The organism is Aquirufa aurantiipilula (genome assembly GCF_019923745.1).
In the GTDB taxonomy this organism is placed as follows: Bacteria; Bacteroidota; Bacteroidia; order Cytophagales; family Spirosomataceae; genus Aquirufa; species Aquirufa aurantiipilula.
The window spans coordinates 27,894-49,238 of the sequence record NZ_JAANOG010000006.1 but is presented as its reverse complement, the minus strand read 5'-3'; the positions used below and the strand labels follow the sequence as shown (position 1 = coordinate 49,238).

The 21,345-nt window shown below is 39.4% G+C and carries 16 protein-coding genes; 13 read left to right on the top strand and 3 right to left on the bottom strand.

The genetic code is table 11. The features are described 5' to 3' along the window. Window positions 1-9: 9 nt before the first annotated feature. From G9H60_RS08095 to G9H60_RS08080, 4 genes are all read left to right on the top strand, one after another. Window positions 10-1,308, top strand: coding sequence for a hypothetical protein (locus G9H60_RS08095; protein WP_223143558.1), 1,299 nt, complete (start codon window positions 10-12; stop codon window positions 1,306-1,308). Window positions 1,309-1,387: 79 nt separating this feature from the next. Beyond that, on the top strand, window positions 1,388-2,470 hold the full coding sequence (locus G9H60_RS08090) for a polysaccharide deacetylase family protein (protein WP_223143557.1): 1,083 nt from the start codon (window positions 1,388-1,390) through the stop codon (window positions 2,468-2,470). 4 nt (window positions 2,471-2,474) lie between these two features. Continuing rightward, complete coding sequence (locus G9H60_RS08085; protein ID WP_223143556.1) at window positions 2,475-3,656, top strand: sialidase family protein; 1,182 nt, start codon at window positions 2,475-2,477, stop codon at window positions 3,654-3,656. A 24-nt stretch (window positions 3,657-3,680) separates the two neighbouring features. Further along, on the top strand, window positions 3,681-5,915 hold the full coding sequence (locus tag G9H60_RS08080) for a hypothetical protein (RefSeq protein ID WP_223143555.1): 2,235 nt from the start codon (window positions 3,681-3,683) through the stop codon (window positions 5,913-5,915). A gap of 54 nt (window positions 5,916-5,969) precedes the next feature. Here G9H60_RS08080 and G9H60_RS08075 read toward each other — a convergent pair whose 3' ends face one another. Continuing rightward, on the bottom strand, window positions 5,970-6,806 hold the full coding sequence (locus G9H60_RS08075; protein ID WP_223143554.1) for a glycerophosphodiester phosphodiesterase: 837 nt from the start codon (window positions 6,804-6,806) through the stop codon (window positions 5,970-5,972). 293 nt (window positions 6,807-7,099) lie between these two features. Here G9H60_RS08075 and G9H60_RS08070 point away from each other — a divergent pair, with 293 nt between their 5' ends. Next, window positions 7,100-8,290 (top strand): DUF6786 family protein, encoded by a 1,191-nt coding sequence (locus G9H60_RS08070; RefSeq protein WP_223143553.1) that lies wholly within the window; start codon window positions 7,100-7,102, stop codon window positions 8,288-8,290. A gap of 49 nt (window positions 8,291-8,339) precedes the next feature. On the opposite strand, the gene G9H60_RS08065 is transcribed toward G9H60_RS08070, so the two are convergent. After that, complete coding sequence (locus G9H60_RS08065) at window positions 8,340-10,769, bottom strand: outer membrane beta-barrel family protein (RefSeq protein ID WP_262899991.1); 2,430 nt, start codon at window positions 10,767-10,769, stop codon at window positions 8,340-8,342. A gap of 244 nt (window positions 10,770-11,013) precedes the next feature. Between G9H60_RS08065 and G9H60_RS08060 the strand changes: the two genes are divergently transcribed. From G9H60_RS08060 to G9H60_RS08050, 3 genes are all read left to right on the top strand, one after another. Further along, window positions 11,014-12,513 carry a DUF2271 domain-containing protein gene (locus G9H60_RS08060; protein ID WP_223143552.1) on the top strand — a complete coding sequence of 500 codons (1,500 nt, stop codon included), beginning with the start codon at window positions 11,014-11,016 and terminating at the stop codon, window positions 12,511-12,513. A gap of 61 nt (window positions 12,514-12,574) precedes the next feature. Next, window positions 12,575-13,201, top strand: coding sequence for a PepSY-associated TM helix domain-containing protein (locus G9H60_RS08055; RefSeq protein ID WP_223143551.1), 627 nt, complete (start codon window positions 12,575-12,577; stop codon window positions 13,199-13,201). A gap of 88 nt (window positions 13,202-13,289) precedes the next feature. Continuing rightward, on the top strand, window positions 13,290-14,111 hold the full coding sequence (locus G9H60_RS08050) for a sterol desaturase family protein (RefSeq protein ID WP_223143550.1): 822 nt from the start codon (window positions 13,290-13,292) through the stop codon (window positions 14,109-14,111). On the opposite strand, the gene G9H60_RS08045 is transcribed toward G9H60_RS08050, so the two are convergent. After that, complete coding sequence (locus G9H60_RS08045) at window positions 14,108-15,667, bottom strand: Atu1372/SO_1960 family protein (protein ID WP_223143549.1); 1,560 nt, start codon at window positions 15,665-15,667, stop codon at window positions 14,108-14,110. The two genes, G9H60_RS08050 and G9H60_RS08045, sit on opposite strands and share 4 nt — an antisense overlap. 91 nt (window positions 15,668-15,758) lie before the next feature. On the opposite strand from G9H60_RS08045, the gene G9H60_RS08040 reads away from it, so the two are divergent. The 5 genes from G9H60_RS08040 (at window position 15,759) to G9H60_RS08020 (ending at window position 21,344) form a co-directional block, all read left to right on the top strand. Continuing rightward, on the top strand, window positions 15,759-16,607 hold the full coding sequence (locus tag G9H60_RS08040; protein WP_223143548.1) for a polysaccharide deacetylase family protein: 849 nt from the start codon (window positions 15,759-15,761) through the stop codon (window positions 16,605-16,607). A 126-nt stretch (window positions 16,608-16,733) separates the two neighbouring features. Then, window positions 16,734-17,516: a TauD/TfdA family dioxygenase gene (locus tag G9H60_RS08035; protein ID WP_223143547.1), complete on the top strand. Its 783-nt coding sequence runs from the start codon at window positions 16,734-16,736 to the stop codon at window positions 17,514-17,516. Between the two features lie 3 nt (window positions 17,517-17,519). Continuing rightward, on the top strand, window positions 17,520-18,509 hold the full coding sequence (locus G9H60_RS08030) for an aldo/keto reductase (RefSeq protein ID WP_223143546.1): 990 nt from the start codon (window positions 17,520-17,522) through the stop codon (window positions 18,507-18,509). 239 nt (window positions 18,510-18,748) lie between these two features. After that, window positions 18,749-20,407: an amidase gene (locus tag G9H60_RS08025; RefSeq protein ID WP_223143545.1), complete on the top strand. Its 1,659-nt coding sequence runs from the start codon at window positions 18,749-18,751 to the stop codon at window positions 20,405-20,407. Window positions 20,408-20,528: 121 nt separating this feature from the next. Then, window positions 20,529-21,344 (top strand): phytanoyl-CoA dioxygenase family protein, encoded by an 816-nt coding sequence (locus G9H60_RS08020; protein ID WP_223143544.1) that lies wholly within the window; start codon window positions 20,529-20,531, stop codon window positions 21,342-21,344. Window position 21,345: the final 1 nt, after the last annotated feature.

The following is a 21,345-nucleotide window of genomic DNA, read 5'->3' as shown; positions in this document are numbered from 1 at the left end:
TGTTAACCAATGAAATTAAATACACCTCTAAACCTTTTCATACTTTTATTCTTGTGTTTGTTTACTCAAGCGACTGCTCAAACCCTCCGGGTTGGGGCAGCCGTACGAGTTATTACACCAGAACCCTTACTTCCTGTTTCGGGAGGTATAGGAACACCTAAACCTAGTGTAGAAAAGAAAGGGGAATTGTATGCTCGTGCCATGGTATTTGAGCAAGGAAATACTCGTTTTGCTATTGTTAATGTGGATAACCTTGGTTGGACTTCTGTTCTAGGAAATAAGTCTAGAGCACTAATAAAAGGAATCGCCCCTGAAAATATTTTAATTGGAGCTACGCATACACACTCCGCCCCCGATGCCTATGGTTTTCCAGATGTTACGGGAAAAAATTATGCAGATTTGAAATACCTAGATCGTTGTGTTCAGCAAATTGCTGATGCAGTCAACGAAGCCATGACGAAATTAGAACCTGCCGCTTTGAAAATTAATGTAGAAGAAGCCAAAGGTAAAATTGCTTATAATTATTATGCCCCTGCTTTATATGATCCACGTTGTGGAGTCATTCAAGCTATTGCTACCACGGGTGCTCGACAAGGGAAAGCCATTGCTACCTTGGTGAATTATGCGATCCATCCAGAAGTTATCGGAAGCGGAAGAGGGATTCTTAGCCCTGATTTATGTGGGCCATTGTATGATAGAATTGAAGCTCAAGCAGGCGGTGTTGCTTTATTCATGAATGGAGCTCAAGGAGGAATGGTCACAGCAGATACCCGTTTGGAATATGGAAAAGAAGGACAAAGTAGCCAAAAGGAAGCCAATACCTGGGAAGAATGCATTCGAATAGGAGAGCTTTTAGCGGATGAAGCTTTGCGAATAATTAATAAAGCTCCAGTGTTAGATTCTCCATCAATTTATTGTACGTCAAAGATGATAGACTTACCTGTTGATTCAGAAATCATGCGGTATATTTTAACCAATTCACCTTTAAAATACGAATACAAAAAACCGAATACGGTTAGCACTCAATTAAACTTGTTGAACATTGGGCCTGCTCAAATTCTTACGGTTCCTGGTGAAGCCTTACCCAATGTCGGCTATTATGTCAAACGCCACATGGCAACCAAATTGCCCTTTTTGTTTGGCCTTACCAATGATGCCTTTGGTTATATGTTAGCTAAAGTGGATTACAATAGCTTTAAGCGCTATGACTATGTCACCCGAACCAGTTTGGGGGAAATGACGGCAGAGATTTACATGGACCAAGCCTTGCAGTTGATACAGGCTAGCCCTAAACCGATGCTGAAATAACTTATTATCACATCATTGAATTATCTTAGGCAAATTTAAGGTCATTCAACCATCCACTCATCGAAATGTGTTTTGTAATATGAAAAAACTAGGACTACTTTTATGGGCATGCATTGCTTGTAGCATCTTGACTAATAATGCCGTGTCTCAGCAATTAGAACCCACTTATGCTGAAAAATTAGGCTACCCGAAGGGGAAGAAAGTGGTTATTTTTCATGTGGATGATTGTGGTATGTCTTACTCTTCTAATCAAGGGGCTTATAAATCCATTGAACAAGGAGTAGCAACTTCATGTAGTATCATGATGCCATGTCCATGGGCAGCTAGTTTTATACATTACATCCAAAAAAACCATCCCAATTTAGATGCGGGTTTGCACCTGACTTTGACTTCAGAATGGAAGGATTACCGTTGGCCAGCTTTATCAGGTTTTCAGCAGGTACCTACTTTAAGTGATGGTGATGGATGCCTTTGGCATAGTGTAGAACAAGTTATTAAAAACGGAAGTCCAGATGAAGTAGAAAAAGAAATCCGAGCTCAAATAGAACGTGCGACACGTTTGGGATGGAAACCCACCCACCTAGATTCGCATATGGGAACCTTATTTGCTTATCCTCCATTTTTAGAGCGTTATTTGAAAGTGGGAATGGAATTAGGTATTCCTGTAATGTTTCCTGGAGGAAACAATAAAATGCTGATTGAATCGGTCAATAAGCCATATATCAAAAAAATGAAAGCAGAAGGTAAGTGGAAAGAAGGCATGCCTTTACCCATGGCTAAATTTGGTTTGACAGATTTGGTAACGGAATCTAAGAAGATTGGCGAAATGCTATGGAAAGCAGGTTTACCAGTATTGGATGATTTGCACTCGGATAGTGGAGATTGGAAACCAGAGGGAAATGCTACTCCTGCTGAGTGGGGAAAATACAAGGCGGACCAATGGATTTATCAATTGCAACACATGAAGCCAGGTGTGGCTATGTTGATCGTTCATAGTAGTGATATCACCGAAGAATTTAAGTTTATCAGTGGTTCAGGAGGCTCTCGTTTAGCTGATATGAATTCCATGATGCATCCAGATTTGAAGGCTTATATTGAGAAAGAAGGTATTATCTTAAGTACTTTCAGAGAATTGATGGAGCGACGTAAAAAAGTAAAATAATCACATGAAGTTTTTAAAAATCGTATTTGCCCTGCTAGTGATGTCTACTCCATCGCTAGCTCAAAGTACAGCTATTGTCAAATCGATGCTTATTTTTCCTGGACAAGACAAACACGTCCATGGAAGTAGCTTGGTCCGTTTGCCGAATGGAGATTACCTGTCGGTTTGGTTTTATGGTAGCGGAGAAAGAACAGCTGATGATGTTAAATTGATGGGAGCCCGTTTAAAAAAGGGGGATTCTCGATGGAGTGAGCCATTTTTAATGGCTGACACACCTCATATCCCAGATTGTAATCCGGTGCTCTTTCTGAACAAGGAAAATAAATTATTTTTAGTCTGGATTGCTGTTCAAGCAAATCAATGGGAACAGTCTGTGTTGCGTGTGCGGACATCCACAAATTATTCCAAAGAGGGGGCTCCTGTTTGGGAATGGCAAGATAATATTTTGCTAAAGCCAGGAAATGACTTTGCTACTGAGGTGAGTAAAAAATTAAAGCAATTGCCTGAGCACCATATTGGTTGGGCAGGATATGCGCCGAAATACGATGAAATGATAGCCAAAGCTAGCGCTGATCCTGTGAAAAGAAGCTTTGGTTGGATGACGCGAATCAAACCACTTATTTTGGAAAGTGGACGCATTATTTTGCCTCTTTATTCTGATGGATATAATTTCTCAATGATGGCCATTTCTGATGATCAAGGAGCTAGTTGGCGACCAAGCCTACCTTTGGTAGGTCGTGGACCCATTCAACCTGCCGTAGTAAAAAAGAAGAATGGTAACTTATTAGCTTATTTGCGTGATAGCGGGGATAATCCTCCTCGAGTACACATGAGTGAGTCTTCTGATCAAGGAGAAACCTGGTCTGCTTCTGTCAAAACAGATATACCCAATACAGCTAGTGTGGAACTTTTGGTTTTGGCAGATGGTAGATTGGCGTTTTTAGGAAATGACATAATTGATGGTCGCTATCGATTGGGATTATTTCTTTCTGATGATGAAGGAAAAACTTGGAAATGGAAAACATATCTGGAAAATGTGGCCCCTGGAAAAGGAAGTTTTTCCTATCCATCTTTGACCCAAAGTCCTGATGGATTTTTGCACATTAGCTATTCTTCTCACATAGAGAAAGACCAAAAATCAATTAAATATGTGGTAGTTGATCCTCAGAAAATCAAAGCCGAGTAGTGAATTTAAACCTAAACCTATACAATGAAAATCAGTAAATTACATGTACTAGTATGCATTTGCCTTTTGTTGGCGACGCATATGACTTGGGCACAAAATAAGTCCAAGCAACCTGTGTATCAGGATACCCCATTTTGGCAAGATTATAGTGTCAAATATTATTTAGCTAAAGATCAGGCTACAGATTTGAGTACTAGTTATGCAGACAGAAATGGTAATATTATTTTGTTTGGCTCTACGGGTACTTTACTGCCACATGATGGACAATTTCTTTACCCAGGAACGTTGATAAAGGATACCAAATATCGGACGAGTGCTCCCAAGAAAATGGCAGCCTTAACTTCGTATCAAAAGCAATTTGTATTGTTGGATGATAAGGCGATTTTGAGTCATGCTTTTGCTGGAAGTATTTATTCCAAACATGAATTAGCCAAAGCGAATCAAGTGGTTGGAGGAAAGGATTTTGCCTTTTTAATTTCAGACGGGATTAATATTCATTGGGTGAAAGATTCCAAAACCTTGTTCAAAGGTAATTTGTCGGGAGATCAGGTTCTTGATATGAAATACCAAGCGTCTAGTCAAACCTATTTTATTTTAGGGAAACAAGCACTTTACAGTTTCTCGGCAGCCCAAGCTGGTATTTCTAAAATAGCCAGTGGCTCTTTTACTGCATTTGATATAGCAGAAAATTCTACCAAAGTATATGTAGGAGGAAATGATGGGTATCAGATTTTCGATACTAGCACAAAACAAATCAGTGAAAAGCAACAAAAATTACCTTGGACCGAAATTACTGCCATTAAATCCATTGGGGATAAAGTTTGGTTTGGCACGAATAAGGGGGCCTTTGCTTTAAAGAAGGATGGTAAATATGATTATTATAATGGAGAAAGATGGTTACCAAGTAATGTCGTGAAGCACATTGCTGAAGGTCCTAAAAATTCAGTTTTAATCACCACAAGTGCCGGATTGGGACAAATCTGTTTTAAGAAAATGACCTTACATGAAAAGGCCGTTTTTTATGATGATCAAGTAAGAAAGCGCCATATAAGGAATGGATTTAATGCCTCATTGGATGGTATGCAAAAAGGAAATCTAAGTACAGGATATTTGGCTGATTCAGATAATGATGGCCTTTGGACATCCATGTATTTGGGAGGAGAAATTTTTCGTTATGCGGTAACCAAAGACCCAGAGGCATTGCAAAATTGTCGGGAGTCTTTAGATGCCATGGAGCGATTATATAAATTAACTCCAGTTCCAGGATTCCCAGCTCGTTCATTTGAGCGTCGTGGTTTTATTGCTAGTTTGTCGGATCCAGAGCGTTGGCAGCCTTCTCCTGATCCAGAGTGGGACTTTAAATCCACGACAAGTAGTGATGAGGTAATAGGACATATTTTTGCTTTTGGGGCTATGGCTGAGTTGGTGGACGATGCCGATTTAAGGAAGCGTTCCATTGTTTTAATTGATACTTTGATGTCGCATATCTTGAAAAATGATATGTATTTGATTGACTTTGATGGGAAGCCTACTTTGTGGGGAAAATGGAATCCAAAATACGTTAATTCTTTCCCTACGAATGTGGGAGATCGTAAATTGAATTCGTCTAATATTACTTCCATGCTTCAAACGGCGTATCATTTTACTAAAAAGGAGAAGTATAAGCAAAAGGCTTTTGAGCTATTGACTAAATATGGCTATTATGATAACTTGATGCGCCCTTTTAGTGTCTTAGGTCGAGCTGGAAAGGATGCAGATGCCCATGCACAAAACATGTCGGATGGCTGGAATCACTCAGATGATGAAATGTATTATGTGGGATATTGGGGATTGTACCGATATGCGTTTAATGACACTTTAAAAGCGAATTTCAAGAAATCCATCTTGGATCACTGGCAAATTGAGCGTCCAGAAAAAGAGGGAGCTTGGAATATATTTACGGCCTTAACAGGCACCAAACAATTTGATTTGAATGAGGCAGCGTGGTATTTACGTGAACATCCTATGGATATGATTGATTGGGCTATTCAAAATAGTCATCGTAAAGATATCGTGAAAGTCGCGGATAACTTCCGTCGTCAAACCACCCAAGAAGTATTACCTCCTGATGAAAAACCCATCATGCGCCATAATGCTAACCAGTTTAATATGGACCGCAATGGAGGCAATGGATTATCGGAACATAGTGCGGGAGACATTTGGCTTTTACCTTATTGGATGGGCCGTTATTTAGGGGTTATTTCTGAGCCTAAAAAGTAATTTTTTCTTAACGTTGTCAAGGTTTCAAACCTTGACAACGTTGAAATTTTCAAATTAGTTTCCAAGAAAATATCGATAAACTGATTTTACGTGATCCGTTTGAATTAGATCCACTCCCAGCTCTTTAGCTTTTTTATAATTATTAGATTGGTCCAATGGACCTAGTACATCGGTATATACTTTGATGTTTTTTTCATGAATGTCATGGACTAATTGAGCGTTCATTTTGAGCCAATTGACATCGAAAGCATAGGGGGCTAAGCGGTTTATTTTTGTCTCGATTTCATTTGCATTATTTAAGCTCGGCATTCTTTTGCTTTGAGCGTCTACTGTTTTTAGCCTTTCTAAAAACTCGTCATTCCCATAGTAAACTGACTCTTTATCTAAGTGATATTTCCGCATCAGTGATACCAAGGGTTGAGGTTCCACTTGTTTGCAGTCCACGTAGATATAGGTTTTCGTATTTTTTTGCTTGTTCCATTTTGCTACCAATTGTAAGGTTTCTTCCAAAGTTGGAATTTGTTCATTAGGGAATTGTGCCTCCCAACCTTTATTGGCTTTTAGTTGTTTAATTTCCGATAAAGACAAGTTGGCAATTGGGCCTGTTCCATTGGTGGTTCTGTTTAAAGTTCCATCATGTAAAATGACTAATTGATTGTCTTTGGAGGTTCGTACATCTATTTCAATAAAATCAACTCCCATCTCTAAGGTTTTTTGGAAAGTAGCCAAGGTGTTTTCTGGGGCTAATCCTGAGTTTCCTCGATGAGCAGAGATTCGTAGTTGATGTTGGGATTTGTAGGTCCAAGCCTCGATTTGACTGGGACTATTGGATCGCTGGCAAGATGAGATAATAGCTATGGATAACACCAATAGCCAATGGTATTTTTTCATTTTAAATAGGTTGTATTTGTAGTCAAAGGTATTCCTTTTTACTTATTCAAAATTACGGATCTACGGGCATTTTGTAATGCTTATTCATGCTATTTGATTAAATTTTTTAGGACTTTATTTTAACGAATTTATTCCTTGATTGAGGAAGTCAAATGGACTAATATTGATTATCAATTTATTGGACAATAACTATGAAAAATCAATCGTTTCAACAACGCTGTCAAGGTTTTGAACCTTGCCAGCGTTAGGAATTTTACTTAACTTCATTTCCTATTTACAAGCCCTCAAAACCTATGAAAGCATATTATTTACTGATCCTTGCTGGGATGATGGCTTGTCAACCTTCTAAGCCTTCAAACACCACCATGAACCCAGAAAATAGCTTTGGATACGATTATAATTTATTGAAAAATGATCCCACGACGGTATTATTAAAACAAGGAAACCAGCAGGTCTTGGTCCTTGGGAAATACCAAGCCAGGGTAATGACCAGTAGCTCCCAAGGAGATGCAGGTTTTAGCTACGGTTGGATCAATCATGAGCTCATTAAATCAGGTAAATTAGGGCCTCATATGAATGCTTTTGGTGGAGAAGAGCGCTTTTGGTTAGGTCCTGAAGGTGGGCAGTATTCTGTGTATTTTAAACAAGGAGACCCCTTTACTTTTGAGCATTGGCAAACCCCCGAAATCATTGATACCGAAACATATCCTTTGGTTAAATCAGATAGCCAAAAGGCCTTATTCCACAAAGATTTTGAAATTGAGAATTATTCTGGAACAAAATTTAAAGTCTCTTTAGACCGTGAAGTAGCCTTGTTAAATCAAGCGGAAGCAGAAAAGCAATTACAAGTTTCTTTGGAGGGAATTTCATGGGTGGGCTATCAAACGAATAACGTATTGAAAAATACAGGACAAGATTGGTCTAAATCAACGGGTGTTTTGTCGATCTGGTTATTAGGGATGATGAAGGCTTCAGACCAAAATACGATATTAATCCCTTACCAAAAAGGGCAAGAAGCGGCTATTAACTCTGCCTATTTTGGACAGATTCCTGCGGAACGTTTGATCAAAAAAGACGGTATGCTTTATTTTAAAGCAGACGCGAACTCGAGAGGTAAATTAGGCATCCCGCCGAAAGCCTTGATTCCTCTAGCGGCAAGTTATGATGCTGCCAATCACATATTGACTATCCTTCAATTTGATTATCAGGGGGAACAAGAATATGTCAATTCCATGTGGGAAATTCAGGAAAACCCCTACCAAGGAGATGCCTTAAATGCGTATAATGATGGCAAAAATGATACGGGGACCCAAATGGGGAAATTTTATGAATTGGAAAGTTCTTCTCCCGCCATTGCCTTAGCCCATGGTCAGTCGCTGCGTCATGTACAAAGAACATTTCACTTAGAAGGTTCAGAAGAACAATTAAATCAGGTTTGTCAAAAACTATTGGGAATTAAATTGCTGGATTTACCTTGGAAATAAAAAAGCTCTAGAAATTTCTAGAGCTTTTTGAAAGATATTGAATTCATTTCTACTCCTCATCCATCATACTTCTACGCTGTTTAGCTGCTTGTTTGGTTGTTTTGATTCTGTAGTTAAAAGTTAAATTGAATTGCGTCAAACGACCTTGAAACTCAGATTTGGTATAAAAGCCTGTTCCTCGAGTCTCCGAGCGCATGATTCTGGAACTGAAAACGTCCAAGATATTCAAGGTCAAGGTACCGTTGCCTTTCATGATGTCTTTACTGGCCGATAAATCCATCCAAGCAATATAACCTCTTGAACCTTGAGGTGTATTTTGCGGAGCTTCATAATTGGCTCTTAATTGGGCATCTACGCCTCCTCCTAATTTGAAACGAGAGGTATGGCGGGCAAACCAAGAATAAGTATCGCTCACATAGTTGGGATCAATGTTGCTGGCATCTGCTTTCGCTCGGAATATATTGATGCTCAAATCTGCTTTCCATGCCTTACTTACATTGGAAGATCCAGTAAATTCGGCACCCATGGAAACTTCGCTTTTAAAGTTTTGAGGTAAAGTAATTGAAAACCCATTGGCATCTACTTGACGAATACGATCTATTTTTCCTTCGGTATTTCGGTAGTAAATGGATGAACTGATACTTCCATTTTCATAGTATTTCACATGGCCCAAATCAAATGCATCTGTGAATTGTGGATTTAAATTAGGATTACCGGAGAAAAAATTTCGGTTATCAGAATAAGTTACAAATGGACTTAACTCATTGTAAGTAGGTCTACGTACCCGTCTAGAATAGCCTAGTTGGAATGAATTATCTGCCGACAAAGAATAGGTAAAATGAGCACTTGGAAACAAATTGGCATAGTTCCTTGGGTTTTTCTCTTTCGTTTGCAATAGCTCCGTCCGAATGTCTGTCATCTCGCCACGGATACCTACTTGATAGGAAAATTTCTTGATTTTAGTACCCCAAATGGCATAAGCTGCCGTGATATTTTCATTATAAACAAAATTGTTTTGTAATCCCGGTACTACAGTAAACTCTCCTGTTTCTTGTTTTTGAGTCACAATATAATCATTGGTCATATCCCGAAAACTTGTCCGTAAACCCGTTTCTATTTTTCCATCTTTCCCCACAGGATTTACATAGTCCGCTTGTAAAATCCACTGGTGTTCTGCTTCATCGTTGATGGATTTTTGTATTCTGGAATTCTCAGGAAAAGCACTACCATCGGGTCTTTTGCCCACTTGGGTAAATAATTGGTCTGAACTTTCCCAATAATCTAAATAGCGCAAATCAGCTGTAAATTCTTTGCCTTTTCTAGCATAAGACTTTTTGAATGTTAGAGCATATTCGGAATTGGGTTCTGCTTCTTTTTCATCTTGTTGACGATCAGTGATGCTATATAAATTGCTCAAGCTTTTTTGGTAGTCCAAATAATGAAAATCCGAAATACGACGAACATCGGTTCTACGGAAAATATATGAACCGGTTAAAACCGTTTTTTCATTGAAAAAATAATCAGCTCCACCCCGTATATTATTCACCATACCTCTCACATTATTTTGGGAGGTTTGTTGCAAATAATTAGTTTGTCCTGGGGTATAAACTTCCTGGTAAATATTTCCTCTCCCTGGAGTTCTACGGTAAAATAGACCGTAGTTCAAAAAGAAGTTTAACTTGTCTTTCCGGTAGTTAACAATAGCTGTAGCGCCGAAATTCTCAGGATAACCCGTAGTGGTTTCTATAGCCCCATTAAAGCCCTGATTTTGATTTTTCTTCAAAACAATATTGATGATTCCTGCCATACCTTCTGCTTCATACCGTGCCGAAGGATTCGTGATAACTTCCACCTTTTCAATTAAATTTCCTTGCAATGACTGCAGTCCGCCTGCACCACTGATACCTACCAAAGTAGACGGTTTACCATCAATTAAAATACGGACATTGTCGCTTCCACGAAGCTTAACCCCACCTTCGCCATCCACTTGAATAGAGGGCAGATTACCTAAAATTTCAGAGGCTGTCGCACCGCGATTGGCTAAATCGGTGCCAACATTAAATATTCGCTTGTCCAAAGCCAATTCCATAGAAGCTTTTTGACCCTTCACTGTTACTTCTTCCAATGTTTTAGACGAAGATTTGGCTTCTAAAACGCCTAGATTGATAGTATGATTTTCTTTATTGATGATGATGCCTTTTTGTTGGATTGTTTCAAAACCCACACTTTCAATCACGACATCGTAGGTTCCGTAAACTACATCAGTAGAAAATTGGCCTTTATCATCCCCAATTCCACCAGTGATTAATTTTTGAGCACCTGCTTGAAATATGCGAATGCTGGAAAACGGGACAGGAGCTTTGGATTCTTTTTCAATGATTTGACCTTTGATTTTACCTTTTGGCCCTACCTGGGCTATACTTTGAAAACTTAGGAAAGAAAGAAAAATGCTTAAGCGAACGAGGTGTTTCAATTTCATAGTAATTTTATTGACAACCCGAATATGGGTCTAAGAGGTATTTATTTTAGTAAAAATCGACAAAATGGAGATTAATTACAACGTAAATCCTGATAGCGACTTAATAATCAGGTCAGACCCGCGTTTAGGAAAAGGAATTATTTTTGCTTTGGGTAGACAAAAAAGAGTAGTTTATCTATAATTTGACCGGCTATCAAAGGAATAAATCTAAATTTCGACATCTAAAACCCTAATGAAATAGCTTATGTTAAGATCCCTTGGCCTTGCGGCCCTTTCGCTTACTTCACCTCAACTCCTTTCCACTCAATCTTCAGGTATTTATGTTTCTCAAATGGATCATTTGTTGGGAACATCTTTAGACCTTAAAATTGCCGCATCTCATTATGGCGCTGCCAAAAAGGCCGAAGCTAGTTTACTGTCAGAGGTAAAACGCTTAAGTCAAATTTTGGGTACTTATCATCCAAGTACTGAGTTTAATCAATGGATGACTAGTCAAGGAGAATTTAAGCCAGTATCTCAAGATTTATTCCAAGTTCTTCAGCAGTTTGATGCTTGGAAAGAAAAAACAGGTGGTTTGATTAATGCCTCAGCTGAAGAAATTGCTCAAGTATGGAAAGCAGCAAGTGTAGAAAATCAAATACCCAAAGATGAGGATATTCAAGCAGCGGTACAGCTAGCCCAGCAAAAGCATTGGGAAATTAATGAAGCAGAACAGAGCATAGCTAGAACCAGTCAGGCGGCCTTACGATTACATTCTTTTGCCAAATCCTATGTTATGCAAAAAGCTGCAGACATCGCTTTAGCTACCGAGGGGGTACATGGAATTGTATTAAATGTCGGAGGCGATATCTTGGTTAAAGGAAATGGACTAGATCAAATTTCGATTAAAGATCCACGTAACTTTGCAGAAAATGCAGCTCCTCATACTCAGATATTAGTTGAAAATAAGGCTGTAGCTACCTCAGGGGATTATCAAAGAGGTTTTGAAATCAATAAGCAATGGTTTTCTCATGTGATGAATCCTTTGACTGGTCAGCCTGCTACGGAAATCATAAGTGCAACTGTCGTACATCCTGATGCAGTAACAGCCGGGGCACTTTCTACGGCCTTTCAGGTAATGAGTCCAGCACAAAGTCAACAATTAGCAGCATCCATTCCCGATACCGATTATTTGATTTTGACAAAGTCGGGAGAAGAATATACAAGTCCCAATTGGAACAACCTTGTGGCCTCTAATGCGCCCAATTTCCGTCCTTCGAGTTTGAGTACGAATATTTTGATGGTTAATCAAAAGGAAAAAATGTGGACGGATAAGCAAGAGCTACAAATTAAATTTGAATTGGCTAGTTTTGAAGGTCGCTTCCGTCGTCCTTTTGTGGCTGTTTGGGTAGAAGATGAAAATCATAAACCCATTAGACGTATTGCTTTATGGTTTAATAAGCCAAGATGGTTGCCAGATTTGCGTTCTTGGTATGCCGCACAAAGAGAAAGTGCGATTGATATAGCTTCATTAGCTAGTGCTACCCGATCACCTGGTGAATACACCTTGGTGTGGGATGGAAAAGATGATGCAGGGCAATTTGTGAAACAAGGAAAATATACGGTATACATTGAGGCTGCTCGTGAGCATGGTACTTACCAATTGATGAAACAAGAAATGAATTTCAATGGTAAGGATCAAAAGCAAACGCTTTCTGGTAATGAGGAAGTGACAGGTGCTTCTTTAACTTATGTAGCCAAATAAATTAGATTCTATTTTTATTGAGAGCCCATGATACATTCATGGGCTTCTTTTAACCAAGCATATGAGTAAGCCTAATCCTACATTAAAACCCAAGCAAAGTAAATTTCGTCGCTCAACAGCCGAAATCTCTCGTTGGCTACACATTTATTTGTCCATGTTCAGCTTTGCAATTGTCTTATTCTTTTCCGTGACCGGATTAACCTTGAATCATCAAGAATGGCTTCCTGAAAAATCCGATGTTCAGGAGCAAAAAGCCAAAATGAATGTAGCTTGGGTGAATCAATCGGATACGGCCAAAATAGCTAAACTGGAAGTAGTGGAGCACCTCAGAAATACCCATGGAATTAAAGGACAATTGAATGATTTCAGGATAGATGATGCCGAAATTTCGGTTTCATTTCAAGGTCCCGGCTATACCGCTGATGTGTTCATTGACCGAGAAACGGGTGCCTATGATCTAACAGAAACCCGCATGGGCTGGATGGCTGTCATCAACGATTTACATAAAGGGAGAGACACAGGCAAATCTTGGGCCTGGGTGATTGATATCTCTGCCATTTTTATGATATTCATTTCGGCCACAGGTTTAATCCTATTGTTGTTTTTAAAGAAAAGAAAATCCACGGGTTTACTTTGGGCCCTAATTGGTCTATTACTTTCTTATGGAATCTACCATTTTTTAACCTAAAAAATCCCGCTGCTGAAAGGTGTGAGGTATTGGAAATGAGATGCTTTTTAACATTATTTGTCATTGATTTGAGCAAAACCTCAGCCTTATGTTAGAAAGCCTTGTTTCTTATTTTGATCACATTCCAAGTAGCCATCGTGCCCTGATTTTAGCGGGAGGTATCAGCTTTTTTTGGTTGTTGGAATATGTGATACCTTTGGTAACCTTTCGCTACAATAAATGGAAGCATGCCGGGATAAATCTATTATTTACCTTTACCACCATTGTGGTTAATTTCGGTTTTGCATTATGGATTGTGCAGCTGAGCGACTGGACCATCTCCCATCAAATAGGATTTTTGCAATGGTTTCCCATGGGGATTTGGGGGCAATTTATTGTAGGATTATTGCTTTTGGATTTAGTGGGGGCCTATTTTGTGCATTGGGTAGAACATAAAGTAAAAGTGATGTGGAAGTTTCACATGGTGCATCATGCCGATACCATGGTGGATACCACCACCGCCAATCGACATCATCCAGGCGAGAGTGTTATTAGGGCATTGTTCACCATGTTGGGCGTGCTAGTTTGTGGTGCTCCTATGTGGTTGGTCATGGTATACCAAAGTATCTCGGTTGTACTTTCTCAATTCAATCATGCCAATATCCGTCTACCATTGTGGCTAGATTCAATGATCAGTTTTGTGATTGTTTCTCCGAATATGCACAAGGTACACCATCACTTAAGTCGACCTCAAACTGATTCCAATTATGGAAATATATTCTCGATTTGGGATCGCATTTTTGGAACTTTCAACAGTACTTCTGTGAGCGACTTGCAATATGGTTTAGACGTTTTAGATAATCAACGAGATGGAGATTTAGGCTACCAAATAAAAGCGCCATTTGATTCTAGCATTAAAACCGATTATTAATAAAGTTCCACCACCATTTCTACTTCTACAGCTGCGTTATTGGGTAGGACATTGACTCCTACCGCCGAGCGGGCATGTTTTCCTTTATCTCCAAAAACCGCCACCATTAAATCAGAAAATCCATTCATGACCGCAGGTTGTTGTGTAAAACTCGGATCAGAGTTAACAAAACCCGTTACCTTCAAAATACGTTTAACTCTACGTAAATCACCCAATTGGCCTTTTAAAGTGGATATCAAGGCAATTCCAGCCAATTTGGCGGCAGCTTGACCCTCTTCTACACTGAGTTTATTACCTAGTTTCCCTAAAACAAACCCGCCTTCTGCCTTCTCAGGTAAATGACCTGATAAAAAAGCGATATTTCCTGTCCGCGTAAATTTGACATAATTCGCTAAAGGAGTGCTCGGTTTCAATAAAGTGATTCCTAAAGCTTGTAAACGTTCTTCTGGGCTATCAGGTTTCTTGATAAATAACAGACATACTGGAGCCGTCACAGCGATATCTTGTTTACTATCGGTCAATAAACCTGTTTGCTGATTGACAGAGAAAACTTGAATTCTGTTTTCGGTTTGACTTGCCACAAATAACCATTTTCCGCTGGGATCATAGCTGAAATTTCTTGGCATTTTGGCTACAGATTGGTAGCCCATGGACTTCAATGTTCCATCTGTTTGTATCGCAAAAAGAGCTAGGTTGTCACTAGTAATTCGATTGGAACTTATTAACCATTTTCCATTGGGAGAAATATGTATGTCGGCACTAGCTTTAACGGCTACTTTTGTACTTGTATCAGAAACAATGTTTTGGATTTTGTCCAATCCTTGAGGACTAATTTTAAAGACATCCACTGTTCCATTCAGTTCATTGATGACATAAGCTAAATTTCCATTGGGATGAAAAATCATATGGCGTGGACCGTTACCGGCGCTGACCGCAATGGATTGATAATTTTCTGCCAATGTCCCATCAGGCAAAATAGGATGCCAATGGATTTTGTCCGATCCTAAATCGGGAACGTACAAACTTTTTTGATCAGGTGCTATAGCTACCATATGGGCATGCGGGGAGTCTTGTCGGCCTGTTACCACACTGGATCCTTTGTAAAAAAATGATTGAGAAGCAGGGAGCAAGCGTCCATTTTCCTCGGTTTTAAATACATTGAGAGAGCCACTTCCGTAATTGGCCACGTAAACGGTTTTACTGGCTTCGTGGAATTTGACAAAACAGGGTCCATCGCCTACGGTTGGGCTTGAATTTAATTTGGTATAGGTGCCGTTGGCATTACGAGCATAGGCACTAATGGCAGATTTTCCACCCCCTTCTTCGGATACAGAATATAGTAAATTTCCATCGGCAGAAAGTGCTTGATAGGACGCATTCGGGTTTTCACGGATGTAGCTGGGCTTTGTTTTGGCTGTAGCTATGTCTAGGTCAAACACCTCGATCCCTGGGTTTTTGGCTTTGGTATAAGAACCTACGATTAATTGATATTGAGTAGAATCTGAAGGAGCGAAGGTGAATAAGGTACTTACAAATAGGAAGATGGAACTTAACATAGAAATAGGTTTTTATGCAACAAGATACGAATGTCCGCAAATTTTGGGTATTTTTCCTTGAACAATTTTCCTCGAACAAATCCCTTACCCAATGAAAAAGGTTTTGCTACTGCTCTTTTGGGCATTTCAATCATGGGCTCAAAATCCCCAAGCACCCCGACTGATTGTTCGTGGGGATGACATGGGTTATAGTCACTCTGGTAATTTGGCTTTGATGCAATCTTCTTTGAATGGTATCCAATCTTCTATTGAAGTAATTGTTCCTTCACCTTGGTTTCCAGAAGCAGTGCAAATGTTGCAAAACCATCCCAATATAGATGTGGGAATACATTTGGCAATAACTAGTGAGTGGGATAAGTTAAAATGGCGGCCCTTAACGGAAGCTAAAAGTTTACGTGATCCCGATGGCTATTTTTTCCCCATGGTGTATGCCAATAAGAATTATCCTGGATTGGCGATAATCGAAAATAAGTTTACCCTTGCCGATATTGAAGCTGAATTTAGGGCTCAAATAGAGTTGGCCATCAAAAAAATACCCAGAATTAGTCACCTTTCTTCACACATGGGATGCTCCCGAATCAATGAAGAGGTGATTGAAATGACCAAAAAATTGGCCAAGGAATATCATTTGATATACGATAATACAACATACCCTTTTGAACGGGCGAGTTATGCTGGACTGAATCAAACATCAGCTCAAAAAATAGCTAGTTTTATTCAAATGCTGCGTAAACTTCAAGCAGGCAAAACCTATTGTTTTGTTGATCATCCAGGTATGGACGATGCTGAATTACAAGCTGTTTCACATATTGGCTATGAAGGCGTGGCTATGGACCGACAAGGTGTTACGGATGTATTTACTAGTCAGCAGGTAAAAGATGCCATCCGCGAATTGGGTATACAGGTTATTAGCTACCGAGATTTAGGGCCTAGGCCTTAATATGTTTCTATTGACCACTTAATAATTAATTCATAAAAGCAGGAAAAGTCAGTTGACAAATTTTTGTACCTTTGAAATTGGAATCATTAAAATGTTCTTATTGTATCAAAATTGAAAAACCTACGTATGGAATTCTTTAAGAAAATTAATTTTACGACCGAACAAGAGACCATTGCTGAATTAACAGAAGCGGTTAAGCAATATAAAGTAATCCATTTGGCAGGCTATAATTTGCCCATTCCTTTGGAGCAATTTTACATCAATTTTGCAGATTCTATCGGTACTCCATTTAATGAGGATGAAGATTTGATTACAGGAGAAAGAAAAGATAACCGTTGGATTGACATCAGTTATGATCCAGCTATTCCAGATCGTTATAGAAGTAGTAATACTCGTCAACCATTGCATACAGATGATTCTTACGTGGAATTAGGGGATGAAAAATCCTTGCAGTTTTTCTACTGTACTTCTCGCGCTGCTCGTGGGGGAGCTACTACATTTTTTGATTTACCAGATTTGGTAGACTGCTTAAAAATTGACGGGCAAGACGCATTATTGGAGCGCTTGATGACTATTACTGTGAATTTTGATAAGGCAGGTCATAAGAAAGTTCGAAAGATTTTAGATCAGGATGAATTAGGTTGGTTGGCTAACTGGAATTATTTCTGTGTTGATAAAGACAATACCCCTGAGGCCCTGCAATTAGTAGAAGATTTCCATCAATTTTTAGAGACACGCGTGATCAATGCGGGTTTAGTTTTACCAGTTCAACTAGAACGCGGTGAGGCTGCATTTTTCCATGATGATCGTATTCTGCACGGTAGAAATGCCTATTTCGCTACGAAAAAAGGCGAACGCTGCTTGATCAAAGGTAAGATTATATTAGAGCCAGATTTCCAATTGTCTTAGGACATGTCGAAAGCCACTTCTCCTCGTTTTTCGAGTCGATTGTATCAAAAATTAGGGCTAGGCACTTGGCAATTGGGAGGACCCAATATGGTCCAAGGAAAGGCGATGGGTTGGGGAGAAATTAGCGAAGAAGAATCCTTAGCCATTTTGAGGGCTGCTTTAGAGGCAGGGATTCAATTCATCGATACCGCTGATTCTTATGGCAAAGGTTTATCTGAAGTAATTGTAGGTAAAGCCCTTCAGGCCACTACCTATCCTCAAGACATCATGGTTTGTACCAAATTTGGAAATGTGTATTTGCCAGATGGTACTTCAGGTCAAGATTTTTCCTCAGAACATCTTTATGCTAGTGTAAAAGCTAGTTTGCAACGCTTACAACGTGAGCACATCGACATCTTGTTGATGCATTCTCCTCCTGATAATTTTGATTGGGCAAATTATGATCGTTCTCCACTAGAGGATTTAATTAGTCAAGGACTAATTCGACAATATGGAGTAAGTTCCAAAAGTGTTTATGGAGCCAAACGAGTGATGGATGCTGGTTTTGGATCCGTGATTGAGGTAATTTATAATGCATTGGATAGAAGAGTGGATGAGATTTTGGGCCAACACCCAAATTTGTCAAAGTATGACATCATTGGTCGAGTTCCCTTGGGTTCTGGATTTTTAAGTGATCGATTATTAATAGAAGAGCCTAATTTTGGAGAGGACGATTACCGTTCAAATATGGCAGATCGTGATAAAAACTGGATGTTGGATAATGCAAGAAAATTAGCCTTTTTAGCAGCATTACCAGGAGGGCTTTCAGCCAATGCATTGCGATTTACGTTACAAAACCCAATTATTTCTGTTGTCATTCCTGGGGCTAGATCAGTGAATCAAGTTAAGTCCAATATTATGGCTTCCAACTTAGATGCACTTAGTCAGGAACTTATCCAACGCATAGAACAATCCGTTCCCTCCGTGCCCGATTGGTGGAAACCCAGTAGTTAGATTTTTCATGTTCATTTGATATTTTGAATCGTCGTTTCGTTTTGTCTATTTATTTGTCGTTTAGATTTGTCAACTTTTCAAAAGTTGACAAATCTAGGTGCCTCTGAAGCTGTAGCCAAAGCTAGGCATGAAATCTTATCGAACCCAAGCAGGATTTAATCAGCTTTCTGATAAATTTTTGCCAATGAAAGAGCTATTTCGCTTATTTTGATTTATTTCATGGTATCTAATAAATACCTATGGCAAAATTTGTACTCTGGATCAACTTGTTTTTACTGGTTACCTCGGGCTTTGCACAGTCATCTAAAATTCAAAAAAAAGATGTAGAAGGGGCAGCCAAGATATTTGACCTTAATTTTACCGGTAATGAAATCGATACTTTATTGTCGGATGTTCAAGACAATTTAACCGTTTACCAAGAGCAACACCGGGTTCATTTGCCTAATTCCGTTCCTTTAAGTTTATGGCAAACCGTTCTAATTCCGGGTGTTCATGTTAATAAACAACAAATCCCCATTCATTGGACCCAAGCAACTGGTACAGATTTACCCAATAAAAAATCATCTCTTGCCTTTTATTCCATTCCTCAATTAGCCGAATTGATCAAAACTAAAAAGATCAGTTCTGTTCAATTGACCCAATTTTATATCGACCGGATAAAGAAATACGGAGATACCTTACAATGTCTGATTTCTTTGACAGAATCCATAGCATTGGAGCAAGCCAAGCAAGCCGATGAAGAGATTGCACATGGGAAGTACCGTGGCCTATTGCATGGAATACCCTATGGCCTAAAAGATTTATTTGCTGTCAAAGGCACTAAAACCACCTGGGGAGCAGCCCCCTATAAAGAACAAGTGATTGAAGAAGACGCATTTGTCTACCAACAATTGCGACAAGCCGGAGCTGTATTAGTTGCCAAATTTACCCTTGGCGCCTTAGCTATGGGCGACTATTGGTACGGAGGAAGAACCAAAAATCCCTGGAACCTGGCCCTAGGTTCGTCAGGTTCATCAGCAGGCTCAGCATCGGCCACCGTGGCGGGTTTAGTTCCTTTTGCTATTGGTACCGAAACCTGGGGAAGTATTGTTTCTCCTTCTACCACCTGTGGTGCATTAGGTCTCCGTCCTACCTTCGGAAGAGTAAGTCGGTCAGGTGCCATGGCATTAAGTTATAGCCTAGATAAAATTGGACCGATATGTCGGAATGCCGAAGACGCAGCCATTGTTTTAGATGCCATCCGTGGCACCGATGGACTCGATTTATCAGCCACCGAAGCCGCATTCAATTATACCAATCAGGTGGATATCAAAAAGTTGAGAATTGGATATGCCAAAAATTACTTTGATAAATTAAAAGATTCTACCGCCAACGAATGGCAAGTGCTTCGGGTACTCCAACAAGCCGGAGCGAAAATCGTTCCTATGGATTTTTCAGAAAAGAAGTTTTACCCTTTTCAAATGATGGATATTATCATAGGAGCAGAATGTGCCGCCCAATTTGATGAGTTAACCCGATTTAATGTGGATGATGAATTGACCATGCAAAGAAAAGGAGATTGGCCCAATCAATTTAGAACAGCTAGATTCATCCCTGCCGTGGAATACATCAATGCCCAACGTCATCGCTATTTATTGATGCAACAGGTTAATTACCTTTTCAAAGATTTTGATGTTATCATTAGCCCAAGTCTATTTTCAGGGAACCAATTAGCCATTACTAACTTAACCGGCCATCCTGTAGTTTGCATCCCCAATGGATTTGACAAAAAAACGAATAAGCCAACGAGCATAAGTTTTCTAGGTAATCTGTTCGATGAGGCAACTATTTTGGCATTGGCCAAAATATACCAAGATGCTACACCTTGGGATGAAATGCATCCTGAGCTGTTTAAATAAAACAAAACGATTAAACTCGTATTTTCCCTTAAAATAAAATCCAAGTGTTTTCTAGTAATCAGGGTAGATAAAATAAGATTTTTTTAAGAAATACTTATATTAGCTTTATCTATTCTAAACTATGATTACTTCAATACAAAAAGAGGCATACCATCGAGACGGTTACTTGATTATACCTCAACTTTTCTCCAAAGAAGAGATCGACTTGCTATATGCTGTGGCTACTGATCAATCAGTCATCAATCAAGCCTTTGATCTAAATGACCAATCAGGTAAAAAGACCAAATTGACCTTATGGTTTACCGCCGGAGATGATTCTTTTGGTTTAATGTCGCGCAGTAAGCGGCTTGTAGAAGGTGTTCAAACCTTATTGGGTGAAGGCGAAGTTTGTCATTTTCATTCCAAAGTGATGCAAAAAGAACCTCGAGTGGGAGGTTCATGGGAATGGCACCAAGATTACGGTTATTGGTATAAAAACGGCTTTCTGTATCCAGAAGCCATGATTTCTGTCATGGTCGCATTAACAGATGCCACCATAGAGAATGGTTGTTTGCAAGTCCTCAAAGGTACTCACAAAATGCAGCGATTTGAGCATCTGTTTGCTGGCGAGCAACAGGGTGCTGATATGGATTTTGTCAACGAAGCCGCAAAAGTTTCCGAGCTGGTGTCTTGCGAACTTAAAGCAGGAGATGTTCTATTTTTTCATAGCAATATTTTGCATCGATCCGAGGCTAATTTATCCGAGTATGCACGTTGGTCTGTGATTTCGGCTTATAACCTGGCCTACAACATCCCTTTTAGAGAAAAGCATACTTCCTGTATTGAGCCAGTAAAAGTGGTAGCTGATGAAGCATTATTAGCTAGCGGTCAACGGGTTGTTAATCAGGCAGATTTTTTAAGTAAAGACAAAGAAATAACCTTACAAGATTTAAAATAAG

What these genes read in the sequence shown, in the direction of transcription:
- G9H60_RS08045 (WP_223143549.1), bottom strand. Translation starts at nt 15,667, where the DNA reads ATGTTAAGTTCCATCTTCCTATTTGTAAGTACCTTATTCACCTTCGCT.
- G9H60_RS08040 (WP_223143548.1), top strand. Translation starts at nt 15,759, where the DNA reads ATGAAAAAGGTTTTGCTACTGCTCTTTTGGGCATTTCAATCATGGGCT.
- G9H60_RS08050 (WP_223143550.1), top strand. Translation starts at nt 13,290, where the DNA reads ATGTTAGAAAGCCTTGTTTCTTATTTTGATCACATTCCAAGTAGCCAT.
- G9H60_RS08080 (WP_223143555.1), top strand. Translation starts at nt 3,681, where the DNA reads ATGAAAATCAGTAAATTACATGTACTAGTATGCATTTGCCTTTTGTTG.
- G9H60_RS08030 (WP_223143546.1), top strand. Translation starts at nt 17,520, where the DNA reads ATGTCGAAAGCCACTTCTCCTCGTTTTTCGAGTCGATTGTATCAAAAA.
- G9H60_RS08060 (WP_223143552.1), top strand. Translation starts at nt 11,014, where the DNA reads ATGTTAAGATCCCTTGGCCTTGCGGCCCTTTCGCTTACTTCACCTCAA.
- G9H60_RS08055 (WP_223143551.1), top strand. Translation starts at nt 12,575, where the DNA reads ATGAGTAAGCCTAATCCTACATTAAAACCCAAGCAAAGTAAATTTCGT.
- G9H60_RS08085 (WP_223143556.1), top strand. Translation starts at nt 2,475, where the DNA reads ATGAAGTTTTTAAAAATCGTATTTGCCCTGCTAGTGATGTCTACTCCA.
- G9H60_RS08075 (WP_223143554.1), bottom strand. Translation starts at nt 6,806, where the DNA reads ATGAAAAAATACCATTGGCTATTGGTGTTATCCATAGCTATTATCTCA.
- G9H60_RS08070 (WP_223143553.1), top strand. Translation starts at nt 7,100, where the DNA reads ATGAAAGCATATTATTTACTGATCCTTGCTGGGATGATGGCTTGTCAA.
- G9H60_RS08065 (WP_262899991.1), bottom strand. Translation starts at nt 10,769, where the DNA reads ATGAAATTGAAACACCTCGTTCGCTTAAGCATTTTTCTTTCTTTCCTA.
- G9H60_RS08095 (WP_223143558.1), top strand. Translation starts at nt 10, where the DNA reads ATGAAATTAAATACACCTCTAAACCTTTTCATACTTTTATTCTTGTGT.
- G9H60_RS08025 (WP_223143545.1), top strand. Translation starts at nt 18,749, where the DNA reads ATGGCAAAATTTGTACTCTGGATCAACTTGTTTTTACTGGTTACCTCG.
- G9H60_RS08035 (WP_223143547.1), top strand. Translation starts at nt 16,734, where the DNA reads ATGGAATTCTTTAAGAAAATTAATTTTACGACCGAACAAGAGACCATT.
- G9H60_RS08090 (WP_223143557.1), top strand. Translation starts at nt 1,388, where the DNA reads ATGAAAAAACTAGGACTACTTTTATGGGCATGCATTGCTTGTAGCATC.
- G9H60_RS08020 (WP_223143544.1), top strand. Translation starts at nt 20,529, where the DNA reads ATGATTACTTCAATACAAAAAGAGGCATACCATCGAGACGGTTACTTG.